Raw genomic sequence first — 21,061 nt, forward strand, 5'->3', positions numbered from 1 at the left:
TATGAATACTGATGAAGTCTAGTATCAGCCAGCGAAAATGCGCCAACCCTATAATACCGATTTATCCAATGAAGAGTGGGAAATAATTGCACCAATGTTGCCAAAACCATCAAAATTGGGGAGACCACCAAAAACAAATTTTCGGGAAGTGCTGAATGGGATTTTCTACATAGCCAAGAATGGTTGTACATGGGAAAATCTGCCCCATGATTTGCCACCATATTCAACGGTCTACTTCTACTTTCAAAGATGGACAAAAACAGGATTTATAGCTGAAATCAATTACCAGATAAGCACACAAGTACGATTAGCTGATGGTCGAGAAGCAACACCGAGTCTAGCCAGTCTCGATAGTCAAAGTATTAAAACAATGGATAGTGCAGGTAGTCGTGGTATTGATGGTGGAAAAAAGGTCAAGGGTCGCAAACGCTTCATCATGGTTGATACCTTGGGGTTAGTCTTTGGCGCTCTCGTATGCCCAGCAAATATTGGCGAGAGAGCAGGAGCGATGAGACTATTAGCAAATCTCAAGTATCCACTGAGACGATTACAAAAGATATTAGTTGACAAGGGATTCTCTGGCGAGGATATCACCCAGTGGGTTAAAGACAACTTTAGTTGCACTTGGGAAGTAAGCAAACGGGCTGAAGCGCAGAAAGGGTTTGTTGTTGAATCAAAGCGTTGGGTAGTGGAGAGAACCTTTGCTTGGATAGGCAAATATCGTAGACTTAGCAAGGACTATGAATTTTATGAGAATATCTCGGAGTCGTTTATTTACATAGCTTTGATCCGAAAAATGCTTAAAAATCTTACTGCTGTCAATTCTTAAATGCTTTCTTAAGCCAAGAACAAAATCTCCCTATTAAGTTTGAATATGATCACCAAAAAGAGAATCTAATTCATTGTTTATCGGTCACGGTTTCATTCATTGGCTTTGCTGTCAGTCAACGTCCGCGATTTTCCTATGTGGCTGAAGATATTAGCGATCGCAAACAATCAGAAGTTGTAATCCAAGAGAGTGAAGCGAGATTTCGCTATTTAGCAGACCATGCCCCTGTGTTAATTTGGCTTTCAGGACTAGATAAGCTTTGTTATCACTTTAACCAGAAGTGGTTAGAATTTACGGGTCGGACAATGGAGCAGGAAATGGGGAATGGCTGGGCTGAGGGTGTGCATCCAGAGGACTTCCAACATTGCTTAGATACCTATGTTAATTCCTTTGATGCGAGACAACCATTTGAGATGGAGTATCGCCTGAAACGGTTTGATGGGGAATATCGTTGGCTTCTTGATACAGGTGTCCCCAGATTTGATGCTAATGGAGAATTTCTCGGTTATATCGGCTCATGTATAGATATCAGCGATCGCAAACAAGCTGAAGCTGCCCTACGCGAAAGTGAAGCCCGTTGGCAATTTGCCCTAGAAGGAGCGGGAGGTGGCGCATGGGACTGGAATCTGCAAACCAATGAAGCTTTCTTATCTCGGCGATGGAAAGCGATGCTCGGTTTTGAGGAGCATGAGATTAGCAATAACTCCAGCGATTGGGATCGGATGCTCCACCCAGATGATAAAGAAGCCGTTTATGCAGAGATTAATAAACACTTGCGTGGTGAAACCGAACAATCTGTTGTCGAATATCGCATCCAATGTAAAGATGGTAGTTATAAATGGATTTTGGGCAGCGGCAAACTGATTAGTCGCACTGCCGATGGAGCGCCTTTACGATTTATTGGTACGAATATTGATATTAGCGATCGCAAGCAAGCGGAATTATCCCTACAACAAAGCGAAAAAAAATATCGACATCTAATTAATAACTTCCATGCTGGAGTTGTTGTTCATGCTCCCGATACAAGCATCCTTTTAAGCAATGCTAATGCCTGTGAGTTATTAGGACTAACCAAAGAGCAGATGCTAGGGAAAAATGCCATTGATCCTGCATGGCATTTTTGTCGTGAGGATGGCACGGTGATGCCCTTAGAGGAATACCCAGTTCAACAAGTCCTCAGTACGGGTTTACCTCTGAGAAATTATATATTGGGAATTAATCAACATAACCAAACAAGGGTTTGGGTGTTAGTGAATGCATTTCCAGAATTTAATGCCAATCAGAAGCTGGAACAGATTGTGATTACCTTTGTTGATATTAGCGATCGCAAACAAGCGGAATTCGATCTTCAATTTGCCAATCAGCAGCTTAGTGATCATATTGCGGAGCTAAACCAACGCCATTGGGAAATGGTGAAGTTGAGTGAAATTAGCGATTTTCTCCAAGCTTGTTTCACTGTAGAGGAGGCTTGTAAGGCGCTTAGTCATTTGATTGAGCCACTATTTCCCAACTGTGCGGGCAGTATTTTTATCACTAATGCTTCCCGCAATCATGTTGAGGTAATGTCATTTTGGGGAGAAGCGCTGCATTCTGAAGTCGCTTTTTTGCCTAATGATTGTTGGGCTTTGCGTCGAGGTCGTGTGCATTTTGTAGATCGGAAGTCAGGGCTATATTGCAATCATATTTTATTAGATGAGGAGATCGATGTTACTCTTTGTATCCCCATGATTGCTCAGGGTGAAACCATTGGTTTATTTCATCTCAGTAACAACAAGGCAAACGCTTTAACCGAATCGAAACAACAACTGGCAAAGACATTAGCCGAACAGATTGGATTAGCGATCGCCAATCTTCGTTTACAAGAAACCCTGAAACAACAAAGCATCCGCGATCCTCTCACAGGTTTATTCAACCGTCGCTATCTCGAAGAAAGCCTTAACCAAGAACTATCCCGCGCCCAACGTCAGCAGCACCAGATTAGTGTAATCATGCTAGATATTGACCATTTCAAACGCTTCAATGACAGCTATGGACATGATGCTGGTGACTATGTGCTGCAAACCGTAGGAAGCTTACTCAAAGCCCATGTACGCGGTTTTGATATTGCTTGTCGCTATGGTGGGGAAGAAATGATCCTCGTTTTGCCAGATTCATCTTTGGAAATCGCTAGTAAACGTGCTGAAGAGATTCGGGAAGCGATCGCCCAAGTCTCCTTAACCTATAATGCCCAACACTTAGGCAATCTGACCGCATCCTTTGGTGTCGCTAGCTTTCCTCAACATGGAGCAACGGGAAGCGCTGTAATGCAAGCCGCCGATTCTGCTCTCTATCGTGCTAAAGCTGCTGGACGCAATCAAGTTTTGACTGCACCATAACGCTATATTGTTATAATGAAGAGCTAAGCCCTTCATATAGCAAGTTGCTGATTCTAAGGCTCGAATAGTTTACGATCGCGATATGCAAGATTTAAATCAAGCTACTTCAGCAGACATACCTCTTAATTGGGGACATCTGATCGCAATGGTCGCTCTAAGAATTCGGCAATCTCTAGACTTGCCAACAATTTTGCAAACAACTGTCAATGAGGTACTTCAACTACTAGGCTGCGATCGCGTTCTACTTTATCAATTTACACCAGACTGGAGTGGACAGGTAGTAGTTGAGTCCGTATCTGAACCTCGTTGGTCATTATTAGATCGAGTGGTGTGTGATACTTGCTTTGAAGATTGCTGGCTCAAACCTTACCATGAGGGAAAATATGCGGCGATCTCCGATGTTAATACTGCAAACTTAAGCTCCTGCTACGCAGATTTTCTGAACAACTTTGAGATCAGAGCTAATCTTGTTGTTCCATTATTGTGTGAATCTCAACTTTGGGGCTTGTTAGTTTCTCATCATTGCAGCGCTCCCCATCAGTGGCAATCAGAAGAAATCTCAGGTTTACAGGAGATAGCTGTGTATGTGGGAATTGCTATTTATCAAGCATCATTACTAGAGCAATTGCAATTAGCAAAATTAAATCTAGAAACTCAAGTAGTGGAGCGTACAGTTGAGCTAGAGCAAGCCAATCAGAATCTTTTGGGAAAGATAAATGAGTACAATTTAAAAGCTAATGAACTTAATCAAAATAAAAGCAAACTAGCGCAACTAGCAGTGATTGTCGAATCCTCTCAAGATGCGATCATGAGCAAAACTCTTGATGGAATTATTACCAGTTGGAATCAAGCTGCAGAGAGACTGTTTGGCTACGCAGCTGAAGAGATAATTGGCAAACATGTTACAGAGTTAATCCCACAGGAACGGCGGTTTGAAGAAGATGTGATTTGTCGAAAAATATACCAAGGCGAACGAGTTGATACCTACGAAACCCAGCGTATGCATCAAGATGGGACGCTACTAGATGTCGCTTTGACAATTTCTCCAATTAAGGATGAAAATGGCACAGTGATTGGAGCGTCTAAAATTGCTAGAGATATTAGTGGTAGAAAAAGGCTCGAATTTGAACGCACACAAGCGGAAAAAGAACTACGTCAAAGCAAAGAACAACTCGAAGATTTTTTTGACAATGTTAGCGATCTGATTCAAAGCGTGTCTTTAAAAGACGGACGATTTTTGTTTGTAAATCGTGCTTGGCGAGAAGTTCTTGGTTATACCTCTGAGGAAATTGCTGAACTTAATGTGTTCGATCTGCTTGCTCCAGAATGTACGCTAGCCTGTCAGGTTTTATTTCAAAAACTGCGAAGGGGAGAAATTCTTGGTGTTGATCGAGCAGAATTCATCTTTCTTGCTAAAGATGGACAAAAAGTGTTTCTAGAAGGAAATATTAACGTTCGTCAGGAAGATGGAATTTCTGTCGCTACCCGCACTATTTTACGCAATGTCACTGCTCTGCGCCAAACTGAACATATTCTCAATGAGCAAACAGCAACATTACAGAGTTTTTATAATTCAGCTCCTCTGATGATGGGAGTAGTGGAGTTATCTGAAAATGACATTCTCCACATTTCTGACAATCTTGCAACCACAAGGTTTTTTAACTTAAACCCCGATGAAATTATTGGCAAATGGTCTAGTGAACTGGGGGTTCCACCAGAACATATCGATTTTTGGTGCAAGCACTACCGCATCAGCCAAGAGATGCAGATGCCCGTACAGTTCGAGTATGAACATGTAACTGAAATGGCAAACTATTGCTTACTGGTTACAGTTTCGTTTATTGACTTTGGTATTAGTCTGCGACCTAGATTTTGTTATGTGGCTCAAGACATTAGCGATCGCAAGCGTGCCGAATTAGAATTACAACAAAGCGAAGCCACTAACCGCGCATTAATTGGGGCAATTCCTGATTTTTTAGTGCGAATGAATCGCGATGGCTTACAAATGGCTGTAATTAATCAAGGATCTATTCATGCCATAAAATGTGACGGAGAGATCCAAGGACATTTGATTACTGAGTTAATGCCAGAAGCGATCGCCCAAGAGCGGATGCGACTAGCGGAAATAGCTTTGCAAACCAGACAGGTTCAGAAGCAAGAGTATGAATTTGTCGATCAAGGGCAAACCTATTTTGAGGAGGCACGGATTGCACCTCTATGGGACGATGAAGTCTTGGTAGTTGTCCGTGATATTAGCGATCGCTTGCGAGCAGAAGCAGATCTCAAGAAGCTCTCAGAACGTTTAGCCTTATCCCTAAAATCTGGAGCGATCGGTTCTTGGGAATGGGATATTAACCAAAACATTATCCTTTGGGATGAGCGGATGTATGAGCTATATGGTGTTACCAAACAGTCTGATTCTGTGATCTACGATATCTGGGCAAATGGGGTACATCCTGATGATCGTACTGATACCGAAACATTACTTCAGCAAGCTGTTCTAGGGCAAGCAGAATATGATACCGAATTTCGAGTCATTCATCCCGATCACAGTATCAAATTTATAAAAGCCTATGGGGTGGTAGTGCGTGATGCTCAGGACAATCCTACTAGCATGATTGGCGTGAATTTTGATATTAGCGCACTCAAACAAGCAGAACTCGATATCAAATCCGCTAAAAATCAGCTAGAACTAGTGCTTCAAGCATCTTCCGAAGGTTTTTGGGACTTAAATCTCGTCACTGGCGAAATCTACTTTTCACCACAATGGAAAGCCATGCTGGGCTATGCCGATCACGAACTGGAAAACACCTTAGATATGTGGGTTTCCATATTCTTTAAAGAAGATCAAGAAGCTGCCCTGAGACTAGTAGAAGACTATAAAAGTGGCGATGTTGATCGATATACCTCCACCCAGAGATGTCGTCATAAAAATGGCTCTACTGTTTATGTACTTTCCCGTGCTATTCACCTCAAAGACGAACAGGGCATTGTGACGCGGATGATTGGTAGTCATTTAGATATGACCCCACTAGTTGAGATCCAAAATGCACTCAAAATCTCAGAAATGCAACTTAGTGGAATTTTGAGTAGCTCTCTAGATGGCATCATGGCATTTCAAGCAGTGCGCGATGAGCAAGGTGTAATTATTGACTTTAAATGTTTATTAATTAATCCAACTGCTGAAAGCATAGTAGGCAGACAAGACAAAGATTTAATCGGCAAGCGATTGCTAGAAGAGATGCCAGGAAATCGGGAAAGTGGACTATTCGATCTCTATGTGAAAGTAGTAGAAACAGGGGAACCAATGCAGCGACAGTTCTATTACAACCATGATGGCATTGATTGTTGGCTTGAAAATATTGCTGTGAAACTAGGTGATGGCTTTACGGTTACTTTCCGTAATATTACTGCTATGAAACAGTCGGAACTTGCCATTCAGCAAGCCAATCAGCAACTGGAAGAGCGTGTTAACGATCTCAACCAGCGCCATGCAGAAATGCTTGCCTTGAGTGAAATCAGCGACTTCCTTCAAGCTAGTCTCACTGTAGAAGAGGCTTGCATAACCCTCAGCCAATTTGTAGAAAAACTCTTCCCTAATTGTGCAGGTGGTATTTTTATTACTAGTGCTTCGCGCAATCGGGTTGAATTGATTTCCTCTTGGGGGGGATTAATTCAGTCTGAAGAGTCCTTTCCTCCTAAAGACTGCTGGGCATTACGGCGAGGTCGAATCCATGCAGTTGAGCCTGATCGAGAGGGGTTACGCTGCAACCATATTCACGCACATGAAGCGATCTCGGCAACTCTCTGCATTCCTATGATTGCTCAAGGGGAAACGTTAGGTATGTTCTATCTGAATACTAATAATCCCAACGCTTTACGAGAAGCAAAGCAACAACTTGCCCGAACCTTATCTGAACAGGTAGCAATGGCGATCGCCAATCTCCGCTTACAGGAAACCCTCCAACAACAAAGTATCCGCGATCCACTCACAGGTTTATTTAATCGTCGCTACCTCGAAGAGAACCTTAATCAAGAGATATCACGCGCCCAGCGTCAAAAACACCAGATTGGCGTGATTATGATCGACATCGATCATTTCAAGCGCTTCAACGATACCTATGGACATGATGCTGGTGACTATGTACTGCAAACCGTAGGAACCTTGCTCAAAAAATATGTGCGTGGCTCCGATGTCGCTTGTCGCTATGGCGGCGAAGAGATGATCCTCGTTTTGCCAGACTCAACCCTTGAATCTGTAAGTATTCGAGCTGAAGAGATTAGGGAGGCGATCACCCAGATCTCTTTGTCTCATAATTCTCAACCATTAGGTAGTCTGACCGCATCCTTCGGTGTTGCTAGCTTTCCTCAACATGGTGCAACTGGTAGTGCAGTGATGCAAGCTGCCGATGCTGCTCTCTATCGCGCCAAAGCCGCAGGACGGAACCAAGTTTTAGTTGCACCATAAAAAAAGAGGCGCTTTGCGCCTCTTTTTTATGGATTGATTGTTGCGATTGTAGTTTGTAACAAGGCAATCACCTGATCTCCAGAAATATGAGCAACGGGCAAACTATCAATTCCCATTGCTACACAAAGTAAAGCCAAATAAAGAATCGAATATTTGAAGACCGATCTCGCAACGGTGCGATCGCTTGGTTCTTTGAGTAACTGAGTTGCCTTGTAAATAAAGGCTATACCTAGTCCAACGGCTGACACTGCATAAACTAGTCCCATCACATTGCAAGGAAAAACTAACAATAGAGACACAGGAATAATTAACAGCGTATAGAGCAAAATCTGCTGAGCCGTTATCTCTGCGCCCTTGACGACAGGCAACATAGGTACACCGACCTTGGCATATTCATCACGAATCATTAGTGCCAAAGCCCAAAAGTGGGGTGGAGTCCACACGAAGATGATCGCGAATAAGACCCATGCTGCCCAGCTCAATTCCCCAGTCACGGCTGCCCAACCAACTAGCGGTGGAATTGCGCCTGCTGCCCCACCGATAACGATATTTTGAGTGCTAGAACGCTTGAGCCAAATTGTATAAACACCAACGTAGGTAGCAATTCCCGACATGGCGAGACAGGCAGCCAAGAGATTGGCATAGACCGCTAGCAACGTAAAGGAAATTGCAGCGAGGGCGATCGCAAAAATCAACGCATTAAGCGGCTGAATCCTGCCCGATGGGATGGGTCGCCAACTAGTGCGCTCCATTTTGGCATCAATATCGCGATCGTATAAACAGTTAATCGCATTTGCCGAAGCGGCGGCGATCGCTCCTCCCAAAACCGTAATAAACATCAAAAATCCGTCAACTTGCCCCTCCGATGCAATCCACATCGCCCCTGCGGTGGTAATGAGCAACAGCACGATAATCCGTGGTTTGGTTAATTCGGTGTAATCTTGGATCACCTCGCGCCAGTTCCGATTCATCGATGGATTGGCGGGTGCAAAGATCTTTTCTTCGGAAATAGTTAATTCTTGAATAGCTGTTTCTTGCATTGCGCTTAACTCCTAAAATATTTCGCAGTTCTGACAGTTAGCGAATTGCAGGTTGCGCTTGATTCTGTTCTGTTTGAGATGGGCTAGTGGCTTTTTGGGTGAGTCTAAAGGCTAACACAGCAAAACAAACAAGGGTTCCTAGAAATGCTGAACCTGTAGCTTGGTGAGCAATCGTGAGTGGTTCGACTTGCAAATGTAGTTTGTAAGTGGCATAGCCGATCGCTACTTGGGCAATTACTAGTAAGCCAGCCAATGAACCGACAAATCGTAGTACGGGAGCGATCGCTTTAGTTAGCAATACTGTTACCACCAACGCAACACTAGCAAGGGTTGCAGGAATTACTCCGATTAAATGTGCATTCAAAACAATACACATATCCTGTGTGGCAAAACATTGGTGGAGCGCCCATTGAGAGGCAACTAAAGCACCGAGAATACTTTGTAAATAAATCAAAACTGCTGCGGTTAGACCTAACCAAGCGATTTTGGGCGAAGTCCGATTCTGTTCAGAAATTGTTTGGTTAGTTAGCGCGGCAAAGATCGCCAATAAGCTAGAGAAAAATAACAACCCCGTTCCCAAGTGGGCTGTGACGATATCAAATCTGAGTAATTGCGTCACTGTCAATCCACCCAAAATGCCTTGAAAAACTACCAGAGACAGTGATCCCGAAGTTGCCCAAGGTAGCCATTTGGGTAAAGACTGCCGAAAATACCAGCTTGCCCCAAATAACACAATCGTGGCAAATCCTACAGTGGAGGCAACGAGACGATGGAACCATTCTAAAAATACTTGGAGATTCATCTGCTCCGCAGGCAACACCGATCCATAACACAGGGGCCAATCTGGACAAGCCAAGCCTGCATTCATCACACGAGTAGCACTACCGATCGCCATCACCATCCAAGTAGCGATCGCAATTCCAATCGCCATGCGACGGATGAGGATAACTGGCTCTATAAATCGGCTTTTAGCTTGAGGATTGCTATTAGCAAAGGTTTCAGATGCTTGTGCTGGTTTGGAAGAAGTTAAAGAGTCAGTCATGCAAGTTCAATAAGTTCAGGATTTCTTCGTGAATCTCTATAAAACTCAACAGAAGTATGAATAAGAGTTACGACCCATCTTAAGAGCAGTTCCAGATTTGGTAAGGGGATTTAACAATTTCTTCGCGTTAGGTATTTACACTGATGCAAAAAGAGCATCGCTAAGTGATGCTCTTTTTCTATAAAGTTGGTGGCGCTTTGCGCCACCAACTTTATAGGGTTGAGCGATCGCGCAGATTATCTAGCCGCTCTCTACGGTTTTCCAAACGATTTTGCATACGGTCTTTCATGCCCTCTCTCATGCGATCGCGATTTTTTTGCATGATGTCCTTAAGTTGAGATCGCTGTTGTGGCGTGAGAATGTCACGCATGGCTAGCATCCGCTCGAAATGTTTATTTTGTAATTCCTGTTTCAACTCCATTACTTGTGTATGCTTGGCTCGAATGACATCGCTGCCTTCAGTACCAGCTAATAAATCTTGTAGTTCCTTATTAGCTTGACGTAATTTTTGTCCCAGTTCACGCATTTGCGTTTGATCGCGATCGCGAACTGCCTTAAGTTTTTGTAATTGCTCAGGAGTGAGATTTAGCTGTTTGAGGACTTTTCCTGAAGGCATATCGGGACTATTGGCAGCAAATTTATCGGCTGAGTCGGGCAACTCGGCAAGATTATTGGGGCTTCCTAACTGGTTCTGGGTTTCGACTGCCTGAGGTTTCGGAGGCTGAGATTGCAAACTCGCAGTACTAGAGACAATCACACCACTGGTGATTGCGGCTGTAGCAGCGATCGCGCAATATTGAAAGAGCTTTGACTTAAACATATATTTATCGTTTTCTTAATTTTTAATGTTCACAGGAATTTCAATAGTCTGGGTCATATGAGAGCTTGTTTGAGAATTTTTACCCCCTCTAACTCCCCCTTACAAGGGGGAGGATTTGAGTTTCCCCCCTTTATAAGGGGGGATTAAGGGGGGTAAAAGCAGAAATTCATGTTAAATAAGATACTTCTCAAACATTCTCTGAATTAGCAATGTTCTACTCGTATTCAAGGGGAGATAACTCCATCAAAAGCTGGGTATCTGTTGAAGTAGTTGTGTTTGAGGTCTGAGCAATACGAACATCCGTGGCATCCCAGCTATTAATTAATGACTGTTCGATCGCTGATTGATCCGCTTCACTGAGGGAATTAGTAGCAATTTGGAACTGAGAGCGATTATTTGTCAAGTTGAAACCAATGCCAGTGGCGATTGCAACAGGGAGCACCAAAGCCCAAGGCAACCAGCGCTTAAGACTTCTATTTTTTGATTTTTGAGGATATTTGCTGATCTCCGCAAATAATTGCTGCTCAAAGTTGGGGGCAGGAGGTGGAGCGATCGGTTTGTTTTGCTTGAGAAAATTCACTAGAGCCATATCAGTTTGATCACGAGGATCTCCATCAAAGTTTTCTTGAGGCTCTGGAAAATTAGGATTTTTCATAGTTCGACTCCTTGCGCTTCTAAAAACTTTCTGATGGCACTACGGGCATGGAATAATCGCGATTTCACCGTGCCGACAGGAATAGACAAAATTTCCGCGATATCTTTTTGGGGTAGCTCTTCGAGATCATGCAGTACCAATACCGCTCGATGATCTTCGCTGAGCTTAGCTAAACCTCGTTGCATGATGTCTTGATAATGCATTTGATTTAACCCTGCTTGCTGATAGCCATCACGGGCGATCGCATCATCGGAGAGGTTTTCGAGTTGCTCATCTTCGACGGAGATATTGCGCGATCGCATTTTTGCTAGCGCTTTGCGGCGATCGCTTGCCACATTAAAGGCAATCCGATAGAGCCATGTCGAGAATTGGGAAGATTGCCGAAATTTACCTAATCCTTTCCAAGCTCTGAGGAAAACATCCTGCACCAGATCATCTAAACCATCGGAGCCACATAGCTGAAAGAGCGTTGACCGCACCTTGTGATGGTGAAGTTGATATAGCTTTTTAAAGCTATGGGCATCACCATGCAAGCTCGCTTGCACCAGATGGAGATCGGGATCAGAAGGATCAGAAGGATTAGGAGTTTCGATATTTGTAGTTATGGTTTTGAACATCGACTATCAACATCCATATCTCGGCTTATTGCGGTTTTCATTATTACCAAAATTAACCTTGTGAGCATCTATACTTATTGAGGCAATATCGATGGCTATCAACTTATAGGTTTTGACCGCCATCACCTCAAAAAGGTTCACCCCAAAAAGGGTTACAAAAACTCATATGTCCGTTGTTAGTTCTGTATTAATTCCTATCATTAAACTGTGGCTGCGATCGCAGGTCGAACATATCGATACTCTCGAAATTGCGATCGCAGGCAAAAGTCGTCAAATTTTAAGCGGTGATATTCCTAAAGCAAATGTGATTGGGGCGGGGGCAAAATATCAAGGCTTAGCAGTAACTAATATCGATCTATGTGCAGAAGCAATTCATCTCAATATTGCCCAAATCCTCAAGGGAGAAGCTTTACGACTGCTTGATCCCATTCGCGTAACGATGGATGTCGAGCTATCTCCCGAAGATCTCCAAAGCTGTCTCAAGTCACCTATTTTCCTTGATGCGATCGCCCCTGATGCACCGCCTACAGCCACAACCGACGATGAGATTCGCGCTTTACTAGAGCATCTAGTCCATAAGCTCGGTGATGAATTTACATTGCATGAACTAGCGATCGCTGATGGTGGTGCGAAATGCCGTGGTGAATTTGCGATCGCCGCCACATAACCCACATAACTTTATATAGCAGACCTAAATCATTTGTAGATTTTTAGTTTGTGGAAGAGCGACTCTAAAAGTTTCTTTTTCGTCAATTATTTAGCATTTTTATATGGTTTCAGGTAAGACAATTTATTGCTTTTGTCAAGCTAATAAGTTACTTAAAAGTTAGCAATAAGTTATACAGACAAAAACTTAAAACCACCTTTGAGCCAAGCTTTTAGCGATATTCAGCTAATGACTATATTTTGTTTCATACAATACACAATATTTTTTTAAGTATATGCTTAGATACTAATCATTACTGTGGTTTATATTTTATACAAATGAAATATAACTATCTAGTATTTCTATATTTTGTTGTTTTAACTTTCTCAACATCAAAATAAGTTCAAGATGAGGATTGAGATAAATGAACTCCAACAATAGCGTAAAGGCTGTTACAGCAAAAGATAGTCTAGTAATAGATATTTTGTATAGTGAGTTTGGTGTTTGTACAGTTAACCAAGCTATGAGCCACATAGATTCTTATAAGAGTTATAAAACAGAAAAAAGAAGTATCATTCAAGAACATTTCAACAAGCTCTCCTATGAATGGCAAATGGGCAATGCTAAAGGTTATCTAGAATCATTAGCCACAGAATTGAAGTACTACATTCTCTGTCATCTCATGGAAGATTATATAAACGATAAAACCAGTCAAGAAGTATAAAGTACATTACTGCTCTAGATATTACCTAACGGCTAAATAAAAATGGGTGTGGCGCAAAGTGTCACACCCATTTTTTTGTCCTCAATAATTTGAGTATTACCAATCAAAGTAAGTAGCTAGGCGTAATTAACAAACAGAACCAAAACCTGAGGCGCACGCTGCGCGTGCGCCTCAGGTTTTGGGGTTTTATATTTAATTGCACCCAGCTACTTAGTCAATTTTTAGCACCTTTCCAAAGAAGGGTTTTAAAATAGATAGAATTGTCTGCAATACAAAAGTTAATTTCCTTAAACTTTTGTCATTCTATATAAATGTCCTTTAAATATCTTATTTTTCAGAAATTGCCAAAGTTCTTTTTAATTGTTATCGCCAACCTAGCTTGCTTAGCGATCGCCATCCAACCTGTATGGGCGCAATTTGGAGCAGTACCAATGCGGGTAAAAGTTTTTGATGGCGATAATATTACCCTTGTGGATCGGGGTATTAAAAATAAAGTCCATCTTGCCTGTATCGATGCGCCTGAGTTACTACAAGCTGAAGGGGAACATGCCCGCAAGGTATTGCAAAATATTCTTGCCGATGAAGAAATCTATGTGAGGGTTTTCAAAAAGGATAAATTTGGGCGCTACTACGGTGAAGTGATTGCAGGTGGACAAAATGCCAATAAATTAATGCTGTCCCTCGGACTTGCCCATTATGATCGCCTGCAAGAAAAGGATTGCCAAGGCTATGCAGAACTGGAAACTAAAGCACAAAGCGATCGCGTTGGTATTTGGGCAAATGGTATAGATGTAATGACACCTAGCCAATTTCGGCGTGAGAATAAATTATTAGGCGTTGGCTACTAAACAAAAAAGCTGTGCATTGCACAGCTTTTTTGTTTTTTATTATTAAGGGATTGTGCATTGCACAATCCCTGTTTCTGTAAACTTAGACATCGCGACGACGGAAACGACCACGACGCTTAGCATTTTCGGCTTTACGCTTACGTTTTTCGCCTGCTGTTTCATGATACTGACAGCGACGAATATCTGCTAGTAAGCCAGCTTTTTGGATTTTTTTCTTAAATCGGCGTAGTGCCGACTCAATCCCTTCATTTTCACCAACGATTATTTGAGTCATGCTTATTTTGGGAGCAAAGTATTGTTCTTATTATGCTTTAGTTTGGCGCATTTTAATTTAGGCGGCGACTATCTAGGTTAGCAAATCTAAGCCTATGTTGTAAAGTTTATTTTTGTATAGCGGCGATCGCCTACTTACATCTAGAGAAACCCAAAAGATTAGAGTCGGCACAAAGTGCCGACTCTAATCTTTTGGGTTTCTCAAAAAAGATTGCTCTCGCACGATCATTTTCAGTCAAGATATTTAGTTGCTAAGGTTATCCAGCAAAAGGTTTTTCAAGAAACATGAGTCCCCATCCTTCTACAGAAGTTTACGATGCGATCGTAGTTGGCTCTGGAGCCAATGGCGGCGTGGCTGCCAAGGAATTAAGCGAACGTGGTTTAAAAGTCCTTGTCTTAGAAGCAGGTCGGACTCCCGCAGCAACTGATCTCGGAAATCAGGCAAGGGATATGGCAAAGCGAGTATATAACCTTGCGATCGCGAAGCGTCAGTCCTATCAGTCCATGCATCCTGGATATTGGAAGGCAAATCCTGACCTGTTTATTGATGAAAAAGACAATCCTTATACTACGCCACCCGATCAGCCCTTTTATTGGATTCGGGGTCGTCAGGTGGGCGGCAAAAGCTTAACTTGGGGCGGGATCACTTTACGCTTATCCGATTATGAATTTAAGGCAGCGAGTCGTGATGGACATGAGCAGGACTGGCCGATCGCCTATAACGATCTCGCGCCCTACTACAGTAAGTTAGAAAAATTCTTTCAGGTGCGGGGTAGCCAAGAAGGTTTAGCGCAATTGCCCGATGGTGACTATCAGCCAACTTTGCCGCTAACGCCTGCGGAGGAGCATCTCAAGCAAATAGTCGAAAGTAAATGGTCAGATCGGCGGCTGATCCCTTCACGGGGTTTTGGGTTGCATCGACGCACACCAGAACAGCCTTGGCCCGCGTATTCCAGTTTGGGTTCTTCGCTAAAGGCGGCGATCGCGACGGGAAATGTGACTTTGCGATCGGATGCAATGGTGAGCCATGTGATTTTTGATCCTGACACCCATCTGGCGCGTGGGGTGGGCTATATCGATCGCCAGACCAATCAAGCCTATGAAGCCTTCGGGCGGACAGTGGTTTTATGCGCCTCCACGATTGAATCGGTGCGGATTTTATTGCACTCTACTGAGAAATATCAAACTGCGGGCTTAACTAATCCTTCGGGAATGCTCGGTAGATTTTTGATGGATCATGTGTCCACCTCGACATTCTTTTTGTTACCTCAGATCAAGCAAACTAAAACCTTTGATCTTTCAGGATGTGACAGCTTTTTCATCCCTTGCTTCTGCAATTTAGAATCGCAACAGGAGAAATTTTTGCGCGGCTATGGTATCTGGGGCGGCGTACAGCGCTTTGATTTGCCCCATATTTTACGAAAAGTTGGCGATGGCTCAATTGGTTTCCTAATTGCCCACGGTGAGGTTTTGCCCCGCTATGACAATCGCGTGCAACTTAGTCAGGATGTTGTAGATGCGTGGGGGCTACCTGTACCGCACATTGAATGTGCATGGTCAGAGAATGAACATCTGATGCTCGATCATATGCACCGACAGATTGATGAAATCATCAAACTCGCAGGGGGCAAGAATATGCAATTGACAGAGATGTTCCATGTACCTGTGTTTTCAGAATTTGTCAGTCGCATGGAGGAAACCATGTCATATTCTGCGCCCCCCGGCTATTACATCCATGAAGTCGGTGGTGCGAGAATGGGCAACTCCCCCGATCATTCAGTTGTCAATGCCCATAACCAAATATGGGAAGCGCCAAATCTCTTTGTCACCGATGGGGCTTGTTGGACTTCCTCTGGTTGGCAAAGTCCGACCTTAACGGAGATGGCGATTACGGCGAGAGCTAGTGAGTTTATTGCCGAAGAAATGCGAAAAGGTAATTTGTAATTAAAAGCCATTGCTTCGCAATGGCTTTTAATTACATGACAAAGGTAGCTTTTAACATGCCTTCATCGGGATCGGGTTGGAGTTTGAATCCTAATCTGCGACAAATGCTTTGCATGGGGTCATTGCTATTGAGGATATAGCCAACGATCGCTTCTAGATTTTGTTCCTTACCAATTTCTAAAATGCGGCGTAGTAGCTCAGTGCCTAGTCCCTGATGATGATAGCGATCGCTCACAATCAGCGCAAATTCGGCTTCGTTAGTGCCATGTAACTTACTCAGCCTTGCTACGCCTAAAATCTCATGTTCAGAGGTTTCAGGATTTTTGTAATCGGCGGCTAAGACCATTTCGCGATCGTAATCAATAAAGCAAATGCGGGTCAAACGTTCATGGGCGATCCGCTTTGTCAATTTCACCGTATGGGCATAACGCAAATAGACGCTCTCTTCCGAGAGACTCTGATGGAACTGCACCATTAATGGTTCATCTTCAGGGCGAATGGGGCGAATGGTAACGCGATCGCCTTTAAGCGATTGCCAGCACTGCACATATTTGGTGGGATAGGGCGTAATCGCAGGGATCGGACGTTGCGCGATATCTTCATCCGTATGTAATACAACTCTGGCATCAAGGGCGATCATGCCATCTGCCGAAACTAGCAAAGGATTAATATCGATTTCGCGAATTTGGGGCTGCTCAACCACTAGCTGACTGAAGTTCACCAGTAATTGCTCAAGTTTTGCCATATCGATCGCTTTTCGACCTCGGACTCCCTGCAAGGCTTTGTAAATGCGGGTTTGTTCCATCATCCGCCTTGCAAGGGTTGTATTGAGTGGTGGTAAGGCAAGCGCCCGATCTTTAAATACTTCCACCAATTGACCACCCATCCCAAAGAGCATCACTTCTCCAAATTGCGGATCAAGACTACTGCCGAGAATCAGTTCATAACCTTCCATTTTCACCATTGGCTGTACCGTGACACCCAAAAAGGCTTCAGGATCAATGGCGCGAACTTTGGCTGCGATCGCCATAAAAGCACGGGTAACGGCCGCCGCATCTTCTAAATTCAAACGCACACCACCCACATCGGTTTTATGGGTGATCTTTTCCGAATGCAGTTTGAGAACTACGGGATAGCCAAAGCGATCGGCGATTTCTACGGCTTCAATATCACTAGTAGCGATTTCGGTCGGGACGGTGGGAATACCATAGGCGGCGAGTAAATTTTTCGATTCGTATTCAGTCAAGAGATTGCGATCGCTTTTTGTGGCTTGGGCGAGAATGCGTTCGGCTAACTGGCGATCGGGCGCATGTAAATCTGAATCCACAGGCAGGGAAGGCGTTTCATAGATTCCCTTCAGATTGTAGGTATACCGCCACATGTAGTTAAACAAGCGCACAGCCGTATCGGGATAGGGAAATGTGGGAATCTTCGCTTGATTGAGAATTTCCGTTCCTGCGGCGATTTCCGCGCCACCCATCCAACTCGATAAAATGGGCTTGCCTAATTTGCTGTAGGACTTGAGCTTCTCTGCGGTTTGGGTGGGATTGGTCATCGCCTGTGGAGTCAAGATCACCAACATCGCGTCACTATTGGGATCATCAGCAACTACTTCAAGGGTTTGGGCATAGCGATCGCTGCTGGCATCGCCGAGAATATCAATAGGATTGTGATGACTCCATTGCGCGGGTAAAAACTGATTTAATTTCTGGACTGTCTCTGGTGCGAGTTCCGACAATGCACCACCACCACTGATCAGCGCATCGGTAGCGATCGCCCCAGGACCTCCCGCATTGGTGACAATCGAGAGACGATTGCCCTTGGGTCTCGGTTGTTTTGCTAGAGTTTCCGCCATATCAAATAGATCGGAAATGGTATGTACTCGCAATACCCCACAGCGCCGAAAAGCCGCGTTTAAAACTTCATCACTACCCGTCAAAGCTCCTGTATGTGAAGCCGCCGCCTTTGCTGCTGCCTCCGTATGTCCAACTTTCAAGACAATAATCGGTTTATCCATCGCGACCTCGCGGGCTGCCGAGAGAAAAGCATGGGCATCACCAATGGATTCCATATAGAGAACGATGCTGTGGGTATGGGGATCATCCCCAAGATATTCAATCAAATCACCCCAACCCACATCTAGCATCGAACCAATGGAGACGAAGGCACTAAAGCCAACATTCTCACCTAAGCTCCAATCTAAAATCGAAGTACAGAGCGCTCCACTTTGACTGATGAACGCAACATTGCCAGACCGAGCACTTGTACCCGCAAAAGTGGCATTTAGTCCTGCAAGGGGATTCATTAAACCTAAACAATTGGGACCAATAATTCGCATTCCCCCCTTACGTGCTTCTGCTAAAACTTCCTTCTCTAGTGCTGCCCCCTGTTCTCCAATTTCCTTAAAGCCTGCGGAAATAATAATTGCCCCCTTTACTCCTGCGGCTACACATTCACGAATTACCTGTGGAACGGTTGCCGCAGGAGTAGCTATCACTGCTAAATCCACTACATCAGGGACGCTCGCAATATCAGCATAGGACTTAATTCCTAAGACGCTATGGCGCTGGGGATTGACGGGAAAGACAGTACCACCAAAGGGACTACGAATCAAGTTCCACAATAATGTGCGTCCGACACTTCCTTCTCTTTCGCTTGCGCCAATCACAGCAACAGAACGTGGACGAAAAATGCAATCAAGAGGATGACGTTGCTTTTTCCAAATATCATGGGCGGGATCGCTAGCACACACTTGGTTTATGAGAATTTTCTCCATGCTAACCTCCTGTTCTAAGCCACCAATTTTTATATCTTGTATGGTGTATTAACTTCCACAGTAACTCTTTCTCCGTTGATAGCTGCAAAATTTAATCTAATTAAACTTAATTTAAGGAATATTCTTCTCAAATAAATAATGCGGCAATACAGCGCTTTGCGCTGTAAAGGAATATTCAAGATCATTACCTCAATCTACAAGATGAAGCTTTGCTTCATCTTGTAGATTGAGGTACAGCGCGTTGCGCTGTATTAAAAACCAGAGAAATTTTTGAAAGCGCGGCGAATCCGCGCTTTCAAAAATTTCTCTGTACTACTTTAAGCTGCAACAGGCTCTATAAGTGAACCTAAAGCCCAAATTGTTGTTTTGCAGGCTATGCGTGCAAAACAACAATTTGGGCTTGGTTGATAACTATGCTGATCTACTTAGTTTTAAGATGTTAAATTTAAATCCACAAAAATATTTGACGATTATACTTATTTAAAGTTATTATAGTGAGTTCGGAATTCTAAAACTGTAAAGCCATGCCGCTACCGATTGTTGCCGTTGTCGGTCGCCCCAATGTGGGCAAATCTACCCTTGTAAACCGCCTATCAGGAGAACAATATGCGATCGTCTACGATCAACCAGGTGTAACCCGCGATCGCGTTTATCGCGAATGTTTTTGGGGAGCCCATGAATTTCAAGTTGTGGATACAGGCGGATTAGTATTTGACGACGAGACTGAGTTTTTACCGATGATTCGTGAACAGGCTGAGATTGCCATCCGTGAATCGGCAGCAGTAATTTTTGTAGTGGATGGACAGGCAGGAATCACCGATGCTGATGAGCAACTAGGTGGCTGGTTACGTCGGCAAAATATTCCCGTGCTATTGGCAGTGAACAAATGTGAAGGTTCCAAATATGGACTCTCCTTGGCAGCAGAATTTTGGAATTTGGGGCTAGGCGAGCCAATCCCCATGTCTGGCATTCATGGTAACGGCACAGGCGAATTACTTGATGAGTTGATCAAACATTTGCCACCTCCTGACGAAGTAGTTAAGGAAAGCGACGAAATTAAAGTGGCGATTATTGGTCGTCCCAACGTTGGCAAGTCCAGCTTACTCAATTCTTTCATTGGTGAAAATCGGAGCATTGTTAGTCCAATTTCTGGGACAACTCGTGATGCGATTGATATGTCGGTGGAACGCGATGGCAAGAAATATCGATTGATTGATACCGCAGGAGTCCGTCGTAAAAAAAATATTGATTACGGCATCGAATTTTTTAGTATTAACCGTGCTTTTAAAGCGATCGGACGTTCTGATGTCGTTTTGTTAGTAATTGATGCCCTTGATGGTGTTACCGATCAAGATCAAAAGCTTGCGGGTCGCATCAATGATGAAGGCAAAGCTTGTGTAATCGTGGTCAATAAGTGGGATGCGATCGAAAAAGATTCCTACACCATCTATGACTACACCGCAGAAGTAAAAAGTCGCTTGATGTTTGTGGAATATGCGCCAATTATTTTTGTCAGTGCATTGACTGGTCAGCGGGTCACTCAAATTCTCGATCGCGTCGATATTGCTGCCGAGCAGCATAAACGTCGCGTCCCCACGGCAGTACTGAATGAAGCCCTCACGGAAGCAGTCACATGGCACGCACCACCGACCAGTCGTGGGGGTAAACAGGGCAAGGTTTATTACTGCACTCAAATTTCCGATAGCCCTCCAACCATCATTTTGTTCGTCAATGATCCTCATCGCTTTAACGATAACTACAAGCGTTATATCGAAAATCAATTCCGTAAGAGCCTTGGCTTTGAAGGTACTCCCGTAAGGTTTATCTTCCGAGGCAAAAAAGACCGCGAAGTTGAAAAATCAAAAAATTCAGCCCTTAGATAAATTTATATCTGTCGCCAGTCTTGTTAGGACACAAAACCAGAAGACGAGTGGCGGCGCGAAGCGCCGCCACTCGTCTTCTGGTTTTGATTTTAATGCAAGTGACTACAGATATAAATTTATC

15 protein-coding genes are annotated in these 21,061 nt (G+C 43.7%); 8 read left to right on the plus strand and 7 right to left on the minus strand.

What is annotated here, in order from left to right:
* Window positions 1-37 precede the first annotated feature (37 nt).
* The 3 genes from NMG48_RS09490 (at window position 38) to NMG48_RS09500 (ending at window position 7,672) form a co-directional block, all read left to right on the plus strand.
* Window positions 38-829, plus strand: a complete 792-nt coding sequence (locus tag NMG48_RS09490) for an IS5 family transposase (protein ID WP_271254996.1) — start codon at window positions 38-40, stop codon at window positions 827-829.
* Window positions 830-966: 137 nt separating this feature from the next.
* A complete protein-coding gene (locus NMG48_RS09495) occupies window positions 967-3,204 on the plus strand; it encodes a sensor domain-containing diguanylate cyclase (RefSeq protein WP_271254997.1) in 2,238 nt (745 codons plus the stop codon).
* An 82-nt stretch (window positions 3,205-3,286) separates the two neighbouring features.
* On the plus strand, window positions 3,287-7,672 hold the full coding sequence (locus NMG48_RS09500; RefSeq protein WP_271254998.1) for a PAS domain S-box protein: 4,386 nt from the start codon (window positions 3,287-3,289) through the stop codon (window positions 7,670-7,672).
* A 26-nt stretch (window positions 7,673-7,698) separates the two neighbouring features.
* Here the strand turns inward: NMG48_RS09500 and NMG48_RS09505 are convergent, their stop codons facing one another.
* The 5 genes from NMG48_RS09505 to NMG48_RS09525 all read right to left on the minus strand — a co-directional run bounded on the left by NMG48_RS09505 (window position 7,699) and on the right by NMG48_RS09525 (window position 11,846).
* Window positions 7,699-8,643 (minus strand): heme o synthase, encoded by a 945-nt coding sequence (locus tag NMG48_RS09505; protein ID WP_345961256.1) that lies wholly within the window; start codon window positions 8,641-8,643, stop codon window positions 7,699-7,701.
* A gap of 106 nt (window positions 8,644-8,749) precedes the next feature.
* Window positions 8,750-9,754: a COX15/CtaA family protein gene (locus NMG48_RS09510; RefSeq protein WP_271255000.1), complete on the minus strand. Its 1,005-nt coding sequence runs from the start codon at window positions 9,752-9,754 to the stop codon at window positions 8,750-8,752.
* A 211-nt stretch (window positions 9,755-9,965) separates the two neighbouring features.
* Window positions 9,966-10,574, minus strand: a complete 609-nt coding sequence (locus NMG48_RS09515) for a Spy/CpxP family protein refolding chaperone (protein ID WP_271255001.1) — start codon at window positions 10,572-10,574, stop codon at window positions 9,966-9,968.
* Window positions 10,575-10,788: 214 nt separating this feature from the next.
* Window positions 10,789-11,229 carry a hypothetical protein gene (locus NMG48_RS09520; protein WP_271255002.1) on the minus strand — a complete coding sequence of 147 codons (441 nt, stop codon included), beginning with the start codon at window positions 11,227-11,229 and terminating at the stop codon, window positions 10,789-10,791.
* Window positions 11,226-11,846, minus strand: coding sequence for a sigma-70 family RNA polymerase sigma factor (locus NMG48_RS09525; protein ID WP_271255003.1), 621 nt, complete (start codon window positions 11,844-11,846; stop codon window positions 11,226-11,228). The genes NMG48_RS09520 and NMG48_RS09525 overlap by 4 nt, the downstream gene beginning before the upstream one ends.
* 166 nt (window positions 11,847-12,012) lie before the next feature.
* Here NMG48_RS09525 and NMG48_RS09530 point away from each other — a divergent pair, with 166 nt between their 5' ends.
* The 3 genes from NMG48_RS09530 to NMG48_RS09540 all read left to right on the plus strand — a co-directional run bounded on the left by NMG48_RS09530 (window position 12,013) and on the right by NMG48_RS09540 (window position 14,064).
* Window positions 12,013-12,513: an LmeA family phospholipid-binding protein gene (locus NMG48_RS09530; protein ID WP_271255004.1), complete on the plus strand. Its 501-nt coding sequence runs from the start codon at window positions 12,013-12,015 to the stop codon at window positions 12,511-12,513.
* A gap of 403 nt (window positions 12,514-12,916) precedes the next feature.
* Entirely contained in the window at window positions 12,917-13,216 is a 300-nt protein-coding gene (locus NMG48_RS09535) for a hypothetical protein (RefSeq protein ID WP_271255005.1), read from the plus strand.
* Window positions 13,217-13,527: 311 nt separating this feature from the next.
* Window positions 13,528-14,064 carry a thermonuclease family protein gene (locus tag NMG48_RS09540; RefSeq protein WP_271255006.1) on the plus strand — a complete coding sequence of 179 codons (537 nt, stop codon included), beginning with the start codon at window positions 13,528-13,530 and terminating at the stop codon, window positions 14,062-14,064.
* An 82-nt stretch (window positions 14,065-14,146) separates the two neighbouring features.
* On the opposite strand, the gene rpsU is transcribed toward NMG48_RS09540, so the two are convergent.
* Complete coding sequence (gene rpsU / locus NMG48_RS09545) at window positions 14,147-14,338, minus strand: 30S ribosomal protein S21 (RefSeq protein ID WP_009628553.1); 192 nt, start codon at window positions 14,336-14,338, stop codon at window positions 14,147-14,149.
* Window positions 14,339-14,622: 284 nt separating this feature from the next.
* On the opposite strand from rpsU, the gene NMG48_RS09550 reads away from it, so the two are divergent.
* A complete protein-coding gene (locus tag NMG48_RS09550) occupies window positions 14,623-16,281 on the plus strand; it encodes a GMC oxidoreductase (RefSeq protein WP_271255007.1) in 1,659 nt (552 codons plus the stop codon).
* 31 nt (window positions 16,282-16,312) lie between these two features.
* Here NMG48_RS09550 and NMG48_RS09555 read toward each other — a convergent pair whose 3' ends face one another.
* Window positions 16,313-19,057 carry a bifunctional acetate--CoA ligase family protein/GNAT family N-acetyltransferase gene (locus tag NMG48_RS09555; RefSeq protein WP_271255008.1) on the minus strand — a complete coding sequence of 915 codons (2,745 nt, stop codon included), beginning with the start codon at window positions 19,055-19,057 and terminating at the stop codon, window positions 16,313-16,315.
* Between the two features lie 524 nt (window positions 19,058-19,581).
* On the opposite strand from NMG48_RS09555, the gene der reads away from it, so the two are divergent.
* Entirely contained in the window at window positions 19,582-20,940 is a 1,359-nt protein-coding gene (der, locus tag NMG48_RS09560; RefSeq protein WP_126384705.1) for a ribosome biogenesis GTPase Der, read from the plus strand.
* The last annotated feature ends 121 nt before the right edge of the window (window positions 20,941-21,061 follow it).

It is taken from the genome of Pseudanabaena sp. Chao 1811 (assembly GCF_027942295.1).
Taxonomy (GTDB): Bacteria; Cyanobacteriota; Cyanobacteriia; order Pseudanabaenales; family Pseudanabaenaceae; genus Pseudanabaena.